Annotated in this window: 15 protein-coding genes; 2 read left to right on the forward strand and 13 right to left on the reverse strand. The window is 72.1% G+C overall.

What is annotated here, in order from left to right:
* Positions 1-251: 251 nt before the first annotated feature.
* Both ACZ4NB_RS23970 and ACZ4NB_RS23975 read right to left on the reverse strand, forming a co-directional pair.
* On the reverse strand, positions 252-455 hold the full coding sequence (locus ACZ4NB_RS23970) for a hypothetical protein (protein WP_006602857.1): 204 nt from the start codon (positions 453-455) through the stop codon (positions 252-254).
* 382 nt (positions 456-837) lie between these two features.
* A complete protein-coding gene (locus ACZ4NB_RS23975) occupies positions 838-1,119 on the reverse strand; it encodes an acylphosphatase (protein WP_393493870.1) in 282 nt (93 codons plus the stop codon).
* A gap of 179 nt (positions 1,120-1,298) precedes the next feature.
* Between ACZ4NB_RS23975 and ACZ4NB_RS23980 the strand changes: the two genes are divergently transcribed.
* Positions 1,299-2,234: a CAP domain-containing protein gene (locus ACZ4NB_RS23980; RefSeq protein ID WP_467664566.1), complete on the forward strand. Its 936-nt coding sequence runs from the start codon at positions 1,299-1,301 to the stop codon at positions 2,232-2,234.
* 139 nt (positions 2,235-2,373) lie between these two features.
* Here the strand turns inward: ACZ4NB_RS23980 and ACZ4NB_RS23985 are convergent, their stop codons facing one another.
* The 10 genes from ACZ4NB_RS23985 to ACZ4NB_RS24030 form a co-directional block, all read right to left on the reverse strand.
* The gene (locus tag ACZ4NB_RS23985; RefSeq protein ID WP_467664568.1) at positions 2,374-2,598 is read right to left on the reverse strand and encodes a hypothetical protein; all 225 of its coding nucleotides are present in this window, start codon (positions 2,596-2,598) and stop codon (positions 2,374-2,376) included.
* 72 nt (positions 2,599-2,670) lie between these two features.
* Positions 2,671-3,600: a bifunctional DNA-formamidopyrimidine glycosylase/DNA-(apurinic or apyrimidinic site) lyase gene (gene mutM, locus ACZ4NB_RS23990; RefSeq protein WP_467664570.1), complete on the reverse strand. Its 930-nt coding sequence runs from the start codon at positions 3,598-3,600 to the stop codon at positions 2,671-2,673.
* 78 nt (positions 3,601-3,678) lie between these two features.
* Complete coding sequence (rnc, locus tag ACZ4NB_RS23995) at positions 3,679-4,515, reverse strand: ribonuclease III (protein ID WP_467664572.1); 837 nt, start codon at positions 4,513-4,515, stop codon at positions 3,679-3,681.
* A gap of 19 nt (positions 4,516-4,534) precedes the next feature.
* Complete coding sequence (rpmF, locus tag ACZ4NB_RS24000; protein ID WP_028802425.1) at positions 4,535-4,708, reverse strand: 50S ribosomal protein L32; 174 nt, start codon at positions 4,706-4,708, stop codon at positions 4,535-4,537.
* Positions 4,709-4,710: 2 nt separating this feature from the next.
* Positions 4,711-5,310: a YceD family protein gene (locus ACZ4NB_RS24005; protein WP_467664574.1), complete on the reverse strand. Its 600-nt coding sequence runs from the start codon at positions 5,308-5,310 to the stop codon at positions 4,711-4,713.
* Between the two features lie 194 nt (positions 5,311-5,504).
* Complete coding sequence (locus tag ACZ4NB_RS24010; protein ID WP_467664576.1) at positions 5,505-6,617, reverse strand: ATP synthase F0 subunit B; 1,113 nt, start codon at positions 6,615-6,617, stop codon at positions 5,505-5,507.
* A gap of 128 nt (positions 6,618-6,745) precedes the next feature.
* Positions 6,746-7,228, reverse strand: a complete 483-nt coding sequence (coaD, locus tag ACZ4NB_RS24015) for a pantetheine-phosphate adenylyltransferase (RefSeq protein WP_393493991.1) — start codon at positions 7,226-7,228, stop codon at positions 6,746-6,748.
* A 26-nt stretch (positions 7,229-7,254) separates the two neighbouring features.
* Positions 7,255-7,854: a 16S rRNA (guanine(966)-N(2))-methyltransferase RsmD gene (gene rsmD / locus ACZ4NB_RS24020; RefSeq protein WP_467664578.1), complete on the reverse strand. Its 600-nt coding sequence runs from the start codon at positions 7,852-7,854 to the stop codon at positions 7,255-7,257.
* 213 nt (positions 7,855-8,067) lie between these two features.
* Positions 8,068-11,085, reverse strand: a complete 3,018-nt coding sequence (locus ACZ4NB_RS24025) for a helicase-related protein (protein WP_467664580.1) — start codon at positions 11,083-11,085, stop codon at positions 8,068-8,070.
* Positions 11,086-11,142: 57 nt separating this feature from the next.
* Entirely contained in the window at positions 11,143-12,819 is a 1,677-nt protein-coding gene (locus ACZ4NB_RS24030; protein ID WP_467664582.1) for a DAK2 domain-containing protein, read from the reverse strand.
* Positions 12,820-13,033: 214 nt separating this feature from the next.
* Between ACZ4NB_RS24030 and rpmB the strand changes: the two genes are divergently transcribed.
* Positions 13,034-13,219 carry a 50S ribosomal protein L28 gene (gene rpmB / locus ACZ4NB_RS24035; RefSeq protein ID WP_006602870.1) on the forward strand — a complete coding sequence of 62 codons (186 nt, stop codon included), beginning with the start codon at positions 13,034-13,036 and terminating at the stop codon, positions 13,217-13,219.
* 141 nt (positions 13,220-13,360) lie between these two features.
* Here the strand turns inward: rpmB and thiD are convergent, their stop codons facing one another.
* A complete protein-coding gene (gene thiD / locus ACZ4NB_RS24040) occupies positions 13,361-14,191 on the reverse strand; it encodes a bifunctional hydroxymethylpyrimidine kinase/phosphomethylpyrimidine kinase (RefSeq protein WP_467664583.1) in 831 nt (276 codons plus the stop codon).
* Positions 14,192-14,260: the final 69 nt, after the last annotated feature.

Consider the following 14,260-nt stretch of genomic DNA (forward strand, 5'->3'; position numbering starts at 1 on the left):
GCGGTCGCCGGCGCCGTACGTCCCCCGGGTATCCGCGCCGTTCATTTTCGGTTTCACCAAGGAAAGCGAAGGGCACATGTTGCGGTAAGGAAGGGGCGGCACGGCCGAAATGGCCGCTGGGTACGCGATCGAAGTGCCGGAAAAGGCGGGCGGGGAAACGACGAAGGGACGCCGAAGCGTCCCTTGCAGATCTTGAAGAGAGCGGTGCCTCAAGCGGCTGGCGAGCAGCCCTACCGGCCCTGGGGTGGGGGTCAGGTGAGCGCGGGCTCCGCCTGGGGTACGTCGATGTCGAGCATCGAGTCGTCGCGACGTGCGGCAGCGGACAGCATGTCGTTCTCGGCCTGCATCCGGATAAGCTCGGATTCGAGGTCTTGAACGCGCTGCTGAAGCCGTCGCATCTCGGAGAGGACTCGGGGGTCGGAGCCGCCGACGTAACCGAGAAGCGCCTTTGCCATGATGGATGGTCCTCCACAATGAGTGACCGACCGAAGCGGTGTGGGTCGTGAGGGATTCGCACCCGCGGTGCTTGTCATTCTCTGGTGTACTCAATGCCAAACAGCTAAGGTGCGCGGGGATTCCAGAGTCTCACCAAACGGTTTGACGGTCAACACGATCACGCCCCGTATCCTCGGGCACCTGAGAGTGCGCGGCCGCGAGGGCTCTGCGCCGACTCCCCAGAAAGGTCCCGCGGGGGCGTGGAGATCATCCGTACAGCGGCAGCCTTGCACGGGTCGGCCGAGTTGGCAACCACCAGGGCTTATCTCCCGTAAGCGGCTGACAAAGACACACCGGCAAGATCGCCTGCGATGGCCTTGCGGAGGCCCGCGGCGGGCCGTGTCAGCGGATCTCGAAGCCGTCGTAGCCGCCCCTGGGCGTGTCCCAGATCTCAGTGACTCCGTCGACCCGCCCGGGCGTGTCTCCGGTCCGCAGCCACTCCAGCAACTGATCGCAGTGGTCCTTCGGCCCTTCGGCGACCACCTGGACGCGGCCGTCGCCGAGATTGACCGCGAATCCGGCGAGTTCGCCGATGCGAAGAGCGTTGGCGCGGGTGAACCAGCGGAAGCCGACGCCTTGGACCTGACCACGCACCCACGCGGTCACACGGACATCTTCGTTCATGTGTGCACGTTAACCGGCCAATTGCTCAACGGGCACGTCGCCCCCTTGGACCATGGCGTACAGTCCCCCGTCAGCGAGACTCACCCGTTCGGGTGAGTTTCCTTGACGCCGAGGGAAGCTGTGCGGCGGTAGCCGCTCCAGCGGAGCCGGTGCTTGCACCGGGGGAAGGACGACAGCGGATGGGCCGCCACCGACGCTCTGCTCCCCAGACGCCCGAAGCCCCGAGTGCGGAGGCTTTTGACGCCCCGACAGCTGTCCGGCACGGCGCGCCGACCCCGGCGGCCCGGCACCGCTCGCACCGCGCGGCGCGCGACCGCGGTCTGCCCCCTGTACGCACCGGACTGCTCGGCGCCTCCGCCGCGGTGGCGATGGGAGCCGTGGCGGTCGCCTCCGGACTGATCCCCGGCGGCGGCCAGTTCGACGGCGAGGGCGATGACGGCCGGGGAGACCGGGTCCGCGCCGGCGCCCTGCCGGAGACCACCGCGCCGATGGGCGGCCTCTCGCGGACCCCGACCGACCGCGCCACCGACACGGCGAGCCGCGGCGGCGGCCGCCCCACCGCCCCGCGCAGCGAACGCCCGTCCACCCCCATGACGCCGTCCACGTCCCCGTCCCCGCAGCGGCCGACCAAATCCCCCACCCGGGAGACCGGTTCGCGGCCCTCCGCCGAGCCCACCGAGCGCCCGTCCGCCGACGCGCCCCCGCGCACCGCGGCCCCGTCGAAGACCCCCGACGCGAAGACGTCCGCCGAGGCCCAGGTCCTGGCGATGGTCAACCAGGAACGCGCCCAGGCGGGCTGCTCGCCGGTGACCGCGGACAAGGAATTGGCCGGACTCGCACAGCGGTTCAGTGACGACATGGCCGAGCGCGGCTTCTTCGACCACACCGACCCGGACGGCCATACGCCCTGGGACCGCGCCCGGGCGGAGGGCATCGCCGACCTCGGCGGCGAGAACATAGCCCGCGGCCAGGCCAACGCCCAGTCCGTCATGGACTCCTGGATGAACAGCCCCGGCCACCGCGCCAACATCCTCAACTGCGAGTACCGGACCCTCGGCGTCGGCGTCCACTTCGGCCCGGGCGGCCCGTGGTGGACCCAGGACTTCGGCTTCTGACCCCGGCGTCCGCACGCGTCGCCGGCCGCCTCACCCCTGGCGCCGTGCTCCCGCGCCGCTCGGCCGGAGTGTCCCTCGAACGGCCGTGCCGGTGGGTAAGGTCGCGGGCAGAAGCTTGATCATCGGATGCTTCCCCGGCTCAGGGCTGCGGCTGGTCGATCGGCCAGCCGCGCTTCGCGGACAGCCGGGAGACCCGTTCGGCCAGTCCTTCCGGTATGTCCACGCCCATCCGGCGCGCGGCGCCGAGGCGGTGTCGGACGAGCCCGAGGATCCAGTCAAGCTGGTCATCGCTGCGCGATGCGTACTCCTCAAGCGCCTCCTGCATGAGCTGCTGCCGGTCGATGCTCGCGGCGTCCTCTGTCATGTGCGCTGAACTTACCGGGCCCCCTCCGCCGCGGTACATCCGCGGCGGGCAGGAGTTATCCGACTGCTACGTTCAGCCCGTCCGCGGCGGGCGCTGGCAGCGGGGGCAGAAGTAGCTGGAGCGGTTCATCCAGGCGCGGCGGCGGAGAGGGGTGCCGCAGCGGCGGCAGGGCTCGTCCTCGCGGCCGTAGGCGTCCAGGGAGCGGTCGAAGTACCCGGACTCGCCGTTGACGTTCACATAGAGGCTGTCGAAGCTGGTGCCGCCCACGGCGAGCGCCGCGTTCATCACGTCCCGTACGTGGCCGAGCAGCTCGGCGGTGCGCGGGCGGGTGAAGGTGGCGGTCGGCCGGTCGTAGTGGAGCCGGCTGCGCCACAGCGCCTCGTCGGCGTAGATGTTGCCGACGCCGCTGATCAGGGTCTGGTCGAGCAGGGCCCGCTTGATGGTGGTCCGGCGGCGGCGCAGCGCGTCGTGGAAGGCGGCGTCGTCGAAGGCCGGGTCGAGCGGGTCGCGGGCGATGTGGGCGATGGCGTCGGGGAGCTGCTCGGCGTCGCCGGGGACGGTGTCGTGCAGCGAGAGGCCGCCGAAGGTGCGCTGGTCGACGAAGCGGAGTTCGGTGCCGAGGTCGTCGGCGAAGCGGACGCGGATGCGCAGGTGCTTCTCGTCGGGGGCGTCGTGCGGCTGGACCAGCAGCTGGCCGCTCATGCCGAGGTGGGCGAGGATCGCCAGGCCGTGGGTGACGGACGGTGTGACGACGGGCGCGAGGCCCTCGGCGGCGGTCTGTGCGGCCGGGCCGCCCCCGGTCACCGGGAGCCAGAGGTACTTGCCGCGCCGGCGGGCCGTGCCGATGCGCAGCCCCTCCAGTCGGGCCGCGAAGTCGGCCGCACCGGCCGTGTGCCGGCGGATCGCGCGGGGGTGGCGCACCTCGACGGTGTCGATCGTGCGGCCGGCGACCCAGCGCTCCAGTCCGCGGCGGACGACCTCGACCTCGGGCAGCTCGGGCACGGTGGGCTCCTCGGGAAAGACTTCTGACCCCGTCCGGGGCGACGCTCGGCCGCCCCGGGCGGGGTCAGAAACGGTGGTTCAGTGTGCCGACGACGAGCCGTCGCCGGCCGGAGCCGAGCCGTCGGCCCCCTGCGACGCATCGTCACCGGAAGCCGCCGCCTTGGCCGCCTCGTCCGCCGTGGCGCGGATCGCGCGCCATGCGGACTCGGCCGCCTGCTGCTCGGCCTCCTTCTTGCTGCGGCCGGTGCCGGTGCCGTACGAGACACCACCGACGCGGGCGGCAGCAGTAAAGGTCTTCTCGTGGTCCGGTCCGGTCTCGGTGACCAGGTACTCCGGGACGCCGAGACCTTCGGTCGCGGTGAGTTCCTGGAGGCTGGTCTTCCAGTCCAGGCCCGCGCCCAGGCTGGAGGACTTCTCGATGAGCGGGTCGAAGAGCCGGTGCACCAGCTCGCCGGCCGCGTCGAGGCCCTGGTCGAGATAGACCGCGCCGATCACCGCTTCGAGGGTGTCGGCGAGGATGGACGCCTTGTCCCTGCCGCCCGTGCCCTCTTCGCCCCGGCCGAGGCGGATGAAGGCGCCGAGGTCGAGGCCGCGGCCCACCTCGGCAAGCGCACGCGAGTTGACCACCGCGGCCCGGAGCTTGGCCAGCTGGCCCTCCGGCAGGTCGGGGTGGATGCGGTACAGCGTGTCGGTGACCACCAGGCCGAGCACCGAGTCCCCGAGGAACTCAAGCCGCTCGTTGGTGGGCAGACCGCCGTTCTCGTATGCGTACGAGCGGTGCGTCAGCGCACGCACCAGAAGGGCGGACTCGAGCTTGTACCCGAGCCGCCCTTCCAGAAGCGTGTGAGACGAGGCCGTGTCCGCCGGAGTCGGTTCATCCCCGCGTGAGCGGGATGTCGATGTGGCGTCTGACATAGAGCCTGTCACCAGCCGCTCAGACCTCGAGGACCTGGCGCTTGTTGTAGGTGCCGCAAGCGGGGCACGCGATGTGCTGCTGCTTGGGCTCGTGGCAGCGCTCGCACGCCACCAGGGTGGGGACCGCAGCCTTCCACTGCGACCGGCGGTGGCGCGTGTTGCTGCGCGACATCTTCCGCTTCGGAACAGCCACGGCTACTTCTCCTGCTTCTCGTCGACGCCCGCTTCGGCGCCGCCCATGTTGTCCTTCTCGCCGTCCTTGACGGTCCCGGCGAGTCCCTGCAGTGCCGCCCAACGGATGTCGACGGCGTCGTGGTGGTGGTCCGGGTCGTCCGCCAGCCGCGCTCCGCAATCGGAGCACAGGCCCGGGCAGTCGTCCTGGCACACCGGCTGCATCGGCAGTGCAAGCACCACCGCGTCCCGCAGCACGGGTTCGAGGTCGAACAGGTCGTCCTCGAGGGAGAGGGTGTCCTCCTCATCCTCGGCGTCGTCGCCGGCGTCCTTGTCGTGGACCCTGGCATCGGCGTCGGGGTAGGCGAACAACTCCTGGAAGTCGCTGTCGAGCTCTCGCTCCAGCGGCTCCAGACACCTTACGCACTCCCCCTTGACGGTTGCACGGGCGGTACCTGTGACAAGCACCCCGTCCATGACCGACTCCAGGCGGAGGTCGAGCTCGACCGGTGCGCCCTGGGGCACGCCGATCACCTCGTTGCCGAGGTCCCGGGGGGCCTCGACGGAGCGGGAGACCCTCTTGAGCGCACCTGGACGCCGGCCCAGCTCACGTGTGTCGAACACGAGAGGGGAGCGGTGGTCGAGGCGGGCGTTGATGGCTTCCTGCTTTCTCCGGGGATTTCACGCCGCCCGTACTCCATCGTGGAAATTCGGGCAGCCGAGATCGCGTACATACGCGCGACCGAAGAGCCAGGATACTGGACGGGCCCCGATAGGCCCAATCCGCTCCCGGCCGGCCGGTCCGGCAGCGCGGTCGCCTACTGGCGCCCCTCCTCGTACTGCCGCAGCTGATCGAGGCTGATCATGCTGGTGTCGAAGAGGCTGGTCTCGTCCAGGGCGCCGGGCTGCGCGCTCTGGTCGTGCGGGGCGTGCTGGGGCTGCGCGGGCACCTGCTGCTGGAGGTAGGCGTTCGGGTCGTAGCCCTGCTGCTGCCATTCGTAGCCGTAGGCGTTCTGGTGCTGGGCGTCCTGGGAGTACACGACGTCGTGGGGCTGCTGGTAGCCGTAGACGTCCTGCTGCTGGTAGGCCGCCGGGTCCGGGTAGTAGCCCTGCTGCTGGGGCTGGAGCGGCTGCTGGTGCTCCTGGGGCTGCTGCTGCGGCAGCTGGGGCGCCTGCGGGTCCTGGTCGGCGCCGATGCCCGCCAGGCCGGCCAGGTACTCGGCGTCGGCCTGCTGCGGCAGGGCGGAGTGCGGATCGTCGCTCTGCGCCGCCAGGTGTGCGCCCAGCTCGTCGACCGCCCGGGCGCCCTGGAGCTTGTCGCGGCCCCGGCCCACCGCCTCCAGCGTCTTGGTCAGTACGGCCTGGAACGCCCCGAACTTGGCGTCCACGTATACGTCGGCGCGCTGCCTGAGGGTCTCCGGGTCGGCGCTGCGCTCGGGGGCCTCGGTGCCGTCCTCGTCCGGGTACCCCTGATCGTCCAGGCCGTTGCCGAGGCCGAGCAGCTTCTCGCGGCCGCGGTCGACCGAGCCGATGGTCTTGGTGAGCACGACCTCGAAGTTGGCGAGCTTGCTGTCGACGTAGTCGTCGGCCTCGGCGCGGATCTCCTCCGCCTCCCGGCGGGCCTCGGAGAGGATCCGGTCCGCCTCGTCCTGGGACTGCCGGGCGACCTCGGTGTCGGAGATCAGCGAACCGCGCTGGGCGTGCGCCGACTCGATGATCCGCTCCGCCTCGGCGCGCGCCTGCTCGACCATCTGCTCGCGCCCGCCGAGCAGCTCCTGCGCCTGCGCGAGGGAGCCGGGCAGGGCCGCGCGCACCTCCTCCAGCAGGGCGAGCAGCTCGGCGCGGTTGACCACGCACGATGCCGACATGGGCATGGACCGGGCACCGGCGACGGTCGCGACGATGTCGTCGAGCTTCTTCTGCACGTCCACCTTGGACTCGCCACTCTCTGGGGTGTTGGAACGACGGAACGGGTCGACTGTACGTCCACGGGCCCTGCCCCCGACACCAACTGACTACCCGTCAGCCAAGCGTCGCGGCCGGTGCGCCGGGGGCGGGGTCAGTCCTTGTTGCGCAGCCGCTCGGTGAGCGCTTCGAGGACGAACGGCGGGACCAGGTGGGAGACGTCACCGCCCCAGGCGGCGACCTCCTTGACCAGACTGGAGGACAGGAAGCTGTAGGTGGGGTTGGTGGGCACGAAGAGGGTCTCCACGCCCGACAGACCGTTGTTCATCTGGGCCATCTGCAACTCGTAGTCGAAGTCGCTGACGGCGCGCAGCCCCTTGACGATCGCGGGGATGTCGCGCTGCTTGCAGAAGTCGACGAGCAGGCCGTGGAAGGACTCGACCTCGACGTTGCCGTACTCGGCGGTGGCCCGGCGGATCAGGTCGATCCGCTCCTCGACCGTGAACAGCCCCTTCTTGGACTGGTTGATCATCACGGCGACGTGGACGACGTCGTACAGCTTGGAGGCACGGGCGATGATGTCCAGGTGCCCGTTGGTGATGGGGTCGAACGACCCCGGACAGACGGCGCGGCGCAACTCGGGTTCCTCGCTCTCCGATCCGGTCATGACACGCTTGTTGACGTCGATTCGGCGGACGTCGAAGCGGCGCGACCGTACCAAAGCGTCCCCTCGCCGTAGCGACGGGCCTTGATCGCTTCAAATCCGTCCGGCCATGGGAACGCGCCGCCTCGGGTGCTGCGTTCCACGGTGACGAGTGCCTGCTCGGTCAGCCACCCCTGACCACGGAGTGTGAGCAGGATCTCGCACAGTTCCTGGTCGGTGACCGCGTAGGGCGGGTCCAGGAAGACGATGTCGTACGGGTCCCCGGCGGCCGGTGCGGCGGCGGTCTGCTCGGCCTTGCCGGCCCTGACCTCGACGCCCGGGAGGCCGACCGTGCGGACGTTGTCGCGGATGGTGCGCACGGCACGGGCGTCGGCCTCGACCAGCAGGACGTGTGCGGCGCCGCGGGAGAGCGCCTCCAGCCCGACGGCGCCGGAACCGCCGTAGAGATCGAGCACCCGGGCCCCGGCCAGCGGTCCGTCGAGCGACTCCCAGGTGGAGAACATGCCCTCGCGCGCCCGGTCGGAGGTCGGGCGGGTGCCGTTGCCGGGGGGTACGGCCAGGCGGCGGCCGCCGGCCGTACCGGCGATCACGCGGGTCATGGGCCCGTCCTTACGTTGCGCGTGGTCGGTGTGGAGTGCTGGTGGAAGCCGGTCGGGCTCCGCTCCTCCACGATATTCCGTCGACCGGCGGCGAGAGGCCGTCCGGGGCGCCGTGCGGGGGCCCGGGCCCGTGATCGATCTCACGGCCGAGCGGCGCGGAGGGCCCCCGTCCCGCGCCCGGTGAGCGGCACCGCCCCGCTCGTCGCTTCCCCCTCAGCCCTTGTCCAGATACTGCTCCCGCTCCTCGTCCAGCAGGGCGGAGAGCGCGATCCGCAGCTCCGGATAGCCGGTCAGCTCCGGATCGTCGGCGACCAGCGCCGTGGCCTCCTCCCGGGCGGACGCGATGATCTCCTCGTCGTCGATGACCGTGAGCATCCGCAGCGAGGAGCGGACGCCGGACTGCGCCTGTCCGAGGACATCGCCCTCGCGCCGCTGTTCGAGGTCGATTCGGGAGAGCTCGAAGCCGTCGAGGGTGCCGGCCACGGCGGCCAGCCGGGCCCGGGCGGGGCTGGCCTCGGGCATCTCGCTGACCAGCAGGCACAGGCCGGGCGCCGAGCCGCGGCCGACCCGCCCGCGCAGCTGGTGCAGCTGGGAGACGCCGAAGCGGTCCGCGTCCATGATCACCATGGCGGTGGCGTTCGGGACGTTCACCCCGACCTCGATGACCGTCGTCGCGACCAGCACGTCCAGCTCGCCGGCGGCGAAGGACCGCATCACCTCGTCCTTGTCGTCCGGCGCCATCCGGCCGTGCAGCACCGCCACCCGCAGACCGGCGAGCGGTCCCCCGGAGAGCTGTTCGGCGATATCGAGCACCGCGAGCGGCGGGCGCTTCTCCTCGGCGTCCTCCGGCGAACTCGCCTTGGCGGCGGCCCCCTTGGCGCCCGATCCGCCCTTCTTGCCGCCCTTGGGTGCCTCGTCCTCGTCGTCGCCGATCCGCGGGCACACCACATAGCCCTGGTGCCCGGCGGCCACCTCCTCGCGGACCCGCTCCCAGGCGCGGGCCAGGAAGTGCGGCTTGTCCTTGGCGGGCACCACATGGCTGGCGATCGGCGAGCGCCCGGCGGGGAGTTGGTCCAGGACGGAGGTGTCCAGATCGCCGAAGACCGTCATGGCGACCGTGCGCGGAATGGGCGTGGCCGTCATGACCAGCAGGTGCGGCGGCTGCTTGCCCTTGCCGCGCAGCGCGTCGCGCTGCTCGACGCCGAAGCGGTGCTGTTCGTCGACGACCACCAGCCCCAGGTCGTGGAACTGCACCTTGTCCTCGATCAGGGCATGGGTGCCGACGACGATGCCGGCCTCGCCGGTGACCAGATCGAGCAGCGCCTGGCGGCGGGCCGCGGCCCCCATGGAGCCGGTCAGCAGCACCACCTTCGTCCCCTGTTCGGCCCCGCCCAGCATGCCGCCCTCGGCCAGCTCGCCCATCATCTCGGTGATGGAGCGGTGGTGCTGCTGGGCCAGCACCTCGGTCGGCGCGAGCATCGCGGCCTGGCCGCCGCTGTCGACCACCCCGAGCATGGCGCGCAGCGCGACCATGGTGTTGTGGGTGACGGTGAAGTGGTCGGTCACATAGGCGTGGTCGGGGTGCGCGACGCTGATGCACTGGACGGGCTTGCGGCCGATGTGCTCGATGGCCTCGATGGTGCGGCGGAAGCGGGCATCGCCCGGGGGCCGCCGGGGCGTCGGGTCCGTCCCCCCGGAGAGCGGGTAGGCGTCGGGAAGCGCCACGGCGACGTCGTACCAACCGTCCACTCCTGCCGTGGGGACCAGGCGAGCGCTGCCGCCCAGGGAGCGCACGAGCCAGGCGAGGTCATCGGCCAGCGGGGCGGGGGCAGCGCGGAACGCCGTCCCGTTCCCGACGCACTCGCCCCCCGCGTCGATCAGGCCCCGTACCACCGCCAGCCGCTCCTTGAGCGGTGCGTTCCGATAGGCGTCCGGGACCCGGCTCCCGTTGTCGGCCAGCGCCCTGCCCAGCTCGTACGGATCGCGCGGGCGGAGCTCCCCGCCGTCGAGGTCCACGGGCACGGCCGGCGCGATGGACCACTTGGGCCGCCCGTCGGCGCCCAGCAGATCGCCGCGCAGCTCGCGCGTCGTCAGCACCCGCTCCTGCGTGTCGCGGGCCCCGACGATCCACAGATGCTCGTCGTCGCACTCCACGGCGCTGCCGTCCGACAGCACCAGCCGCCACACCTCCCGCTCCCCCTGCGGGAAGACCCCGTCCACCACGGCGGTCTGGCCGCTCGGCACGACCACCTCCGTGCCGACCGCCATCTCCCCCATGGGCCGGAAGCCGCGCGGCGTCAGCACCAGGGCGTCCAGCGGCTGCGCCTTGCCGGAGCCCACCTCGCCCTGGAGGAGGCGGTGCATGGGGTGTTCGGTCGCCAGGTCGTCGAAGATCTCCCGGCTGACCTTCTGCTGGCCGTCGGTGAGGGTGAAGGGCAGCTTGGCGTCGAAGGCGTCGAGGATGCCGCCCTTGACCGACTTGCGGGCCACGGCGGGGAGTTGGGTGTCGGCGAGGCGGCGGCGGGCCAGGGCGACCTGCATCACGAACGCCTCGTCCCACTTCAGCCGGGCCCGCGCATCGGCGATATCGGCCTTGCTCCCCGGCCGGTGGATCTTGAGCAGCGCCTCGGTGAGCGGGACCAGGGCGCGCCCCTCGCGCAGCGCCTCGGGCAGCGGATCGACGGCGTCCTGCGCGCTGGGCAGCACCGCGTCGACCGCCTTGGCGATCTTCCAGGACGCCATCTGCTGGCAGGCCGGGTAGATCGGCATCAGCTGATGGGCGAACGCGCTGGCCGCGTCGGCCCCGTCGCCGGCGTCGCGGTCGAGCAGCTCGTACTCGGGGTGGGCGAGCTGCAGTTTGCGGTTGAAGACCGACACCTTGCCGGCGAACATCGCCCGCCGACCCGGCAGCAGCTCCTTGTGCGGCTTGTGGATGCCCTTGCCGAAGAAGACCAGCTGGAGCCGGCCGCTGCCGTCCGTGAGCGTCACTTCCAGGCGCTGGCCCCGGCCGGCGTTGAACTTCAGCACCCGGGAATCGGCGACCTGCGCGAGGACCGTGACGTGTTCGTCCAGCGGGAGATCCGCGAGGCGGGTCAGCTCACCGCGCTCGGCATAGCGGCGCGGGTAGTGGTGCAGCAGGTCGCCGACCGTGTGCAGGTCGAGCTGCTCGGCCAGCACCTTCGCGGTGGTACCGCCGAGGATCTTCTTCAGGGGTTCGTCGAGCGCAGCCACGCGTCTATTGCACACCACGCCTCTGACAATCGCCGTTCACCCACCGGCACGGTGCGCTCACTCCACGCCGATGAGCAGCGGCGCGGCGTACTGGCCGCCCTCGTAGACGACGGTGTCCACGGCGAGATGCCGCTCGCGCACATGCCGCTCCAGCCGCTCGGCGAGGGAGTCGGGCGCCTCGGCGCCCAGGACCAGGGTGACCAGTTCCCCGCCCGCCGACAGCATCCGGTCCAGGACCGTCATCGCGGTGCGGGTGAGGTCCGAGCCGATCACCGCGACATCGCCGTCGATCAGGCCCAGGACGTCGCCGGCCTGGCAGACCCCGGCCATCGTCCACGACTGCCGCTCGGCGCGGGCCAGCTCGGCGTAGCGGGTGGCGCCCGCTGCCGAGGTCATCGCGACCACGTCCTCGTCGAAGCTGCGGTCCGGCTCGTGGACGGCCAGCGCCGCGAGGCCCTGGACGGCGGCGCGGGTGGGGATCAGCGCGACCCGTACGCCTTCGGTGCGGGCCTGTTCGGCGGCGGCCGCCGCGGTGTGCCGCAGTTCGGGGTCGTTGGGCAGCAGCATCACCTCGCGGGCGTGCGCCTGCCGGATCGCCTGCACCAGTTCGCCGCTGGCGGGCGGCTCCCCGGGGCGTACGGAGACCGGTGTGGCGCCGGCCTGCGCGCACAGTCCGGCGAGTCCGTCGCCCGGCACCACCGACACCACGGCCCGGGCGGCCATCGCGGGCTCCTTGGCGCGGCCGGCGCCGCCGAAGTGGGTGATGCGGATCCGGTACGGCCGGCCCGCCTCGATACCGGCCTCCACGGCCGCGCCCGCGTCGTCGACGTGGACATGGACGTTCCACAGGCCGTCCCCGCCGACCACCACCAGGGAGTCGCCGAGGGCGTCGAGCCGGGTGCGCAGCCGCGCCACGGCCGCGTCGTCGGCCTCCAGCAGGTAGATCACCTCGAAGGCCGGCCCGGCCGGGTCCCCGCAGCCCTCCGCTGCCGTCCGGGCGGCGGCCTCGCAGCCGGCCGCCTCGGGCAGCGGGGCGTCGGCGCGCACCGCGACCGGGGTCACCGAGACCTTCCCGCTGAGCGCGTCGGCGAGGGCCCCCAGGAGGGCGACGAGTCCGCAGCCGCCGGCGTCCACGACACCGGCCCGGCCCAGGACCGCCAGTTGCCCGGGGGTCGCCCGCAGGGCGCTGCGGGCGCCCTCGTGGGCGGCGTGGGCCACCTCGGCCGCGCCGCCGCTCCCCCCGGCGATCCGCTCCGCGGCGTCGGCAGCCGCGGTCGCGACGGTCAGGACGGTGCCCTCCACGGGGTGTGCGACGGCCTCGTAGGTCGCGGAGGCGGCCCGGCGCAGCGATCTGCGCAGCGCGTCCGCTCCGCCGTCGTCTCCGCCGTCCGCGGCCGCCAGCACCTCGGTCATCCCGCGCAGCAGCTGCGCCACGATGGTGCCGGAGTTCCCGCGCGCCCCTATGAGGGCGCCGTGCGCCATGGCGCCGATGGCGTCGGCCAGACCGGGGGCGGTACCGGCCGAGGCGTGCCCGTCGAAGGCCGCCTCGACCGCGCGGGCGGCCGATTCGAGCGTCAGATACAGGTTGGTGCCGGTGTCGCCGTCGGCCACCGGGTAGACGTTGATCGCGTCGATCCGCTCGCGTTCCCGGCCGAGCGCCTCCAGGGCCAGCCCGCACCAGGAGCGGACCGCGGCGGCGTCGAGCGGGTACGGCACGTCGTCCTCCTGGGTCACGGGATGCACCGCACAGTAGCCGCGACCGGGCGGAGAGGCCGGGGCGGGGGCCCTGGGGTGCGTGATAGTTTCGTTCTACGGGAGCGGTCGTTGTATGCTGCTCCGGTTGCCCGATGCGAATCGGGCCATTTCTCTCCTGACGACGCCGGCCGGGCAATGCACTCGGCTCGTCGGGATTTCACCGTAAGTGCATCTGAAGTCTTTGGAGTGACCCGTGGCTGCCAACTGCGACGTCTGCGGCAAGGGGCCGGGCTTCGGCAAGAGTGTCTCGCACTCGCATCGCCGCACCAACCGTCGTTGGAACCCCAACATCCAGACGGTTCGTGCAGTGATCGGGCGCACGCCGAAGAAGCTGAACGCCTGCACCTCGTGCATCAAGGCCGGCAAGGTCTCGCGCTGACGCCTTAGCCGTAGCGCAGCCCGACCGGTTGCTTAGGAAGCCGGTCCACCTCCGTGGTGGACCGGCTTCTGCCGTTCCCGGGGCCGTTCCCGGGGCCGTTCCCGGGGCCGTTCCCGGGGCCGCGCCCGGTGGGCGTCGGGCTCAGTGCGCCTCGCGCAGCCGCCAGCCGTGGTCCACGGGGCCGATGCCCGCACCCAGCCGGAAGCCGGCCGCGATCGCGCCGGTGACGTACTCCTTGGCGGCCGCGGCGGCCTGCGGGACGGTGTCGCCCCTGGCCAGCCGTGCGGCGAGGGCGCTGGCGAGGGTGCAGCCGGTGCCGTGGGTGTGCCGGTTGTCGTGGCGGGGGGCGCGCAGCCAGTGCTCCTCGGTGCCGTCGGTGAGCAGATCGACGGCCGTCTCCCGGGCGCCGCCGTGCCGGTCGTCCTGAGCGGCCGGCAGATGGCCGCCCTTGATGAGGGCCCAGCGCGGCCCGAACTCCAGGACGGCGGCGGCCGCCCGGCGCATATCGGCCTCCTCCCGGACGTGTACGCCGGTGAGCTGGGCGACCTCGTCCAGGTTGGGGGTGGCGACGGTGGCCGTCGCCAGCAGCTTGCCGCGCACCGCGTCCAGCGCGGAGGCGGCCAGCAGCGCATCGCCGTGCTTGGACACCCCGACGGGGTCGACGACGACCGGGACCGTGAGTTCGGCGAGCAGCTCCGCGACGGTTTCGACCAGCTCCGCCGAGGAGAGCATCCCGGTCTTGACCGCCTGGACGCCGATGTCGTCCACGACGCTGCGGAACTGGGCCCGGACGGCCTCGGCGGGCAGCTCCCACGCGCCCTGGACGCCCAGGGAGTTCTGGGCGGTGACGGCGGTCAGCACGCTCATGCCGTGGGTGCCGAGCGCCAGCATCGTCTTCAGGTCGGCCTGGATGCCCGCGCCGCCGCCGGAGTCGGACCCGGCGACGGTCAGGACGCGTGGGGGTATGCGCATGCCGCCGAATCTACTCGCCCGCCCGTCACCCGACCTCCACCCCCAGAAGACGCCGCTCCGCGCCGCCCC

This window comes from Streptomyces sp. NPDC026575 (assembly GCF_055567415.1).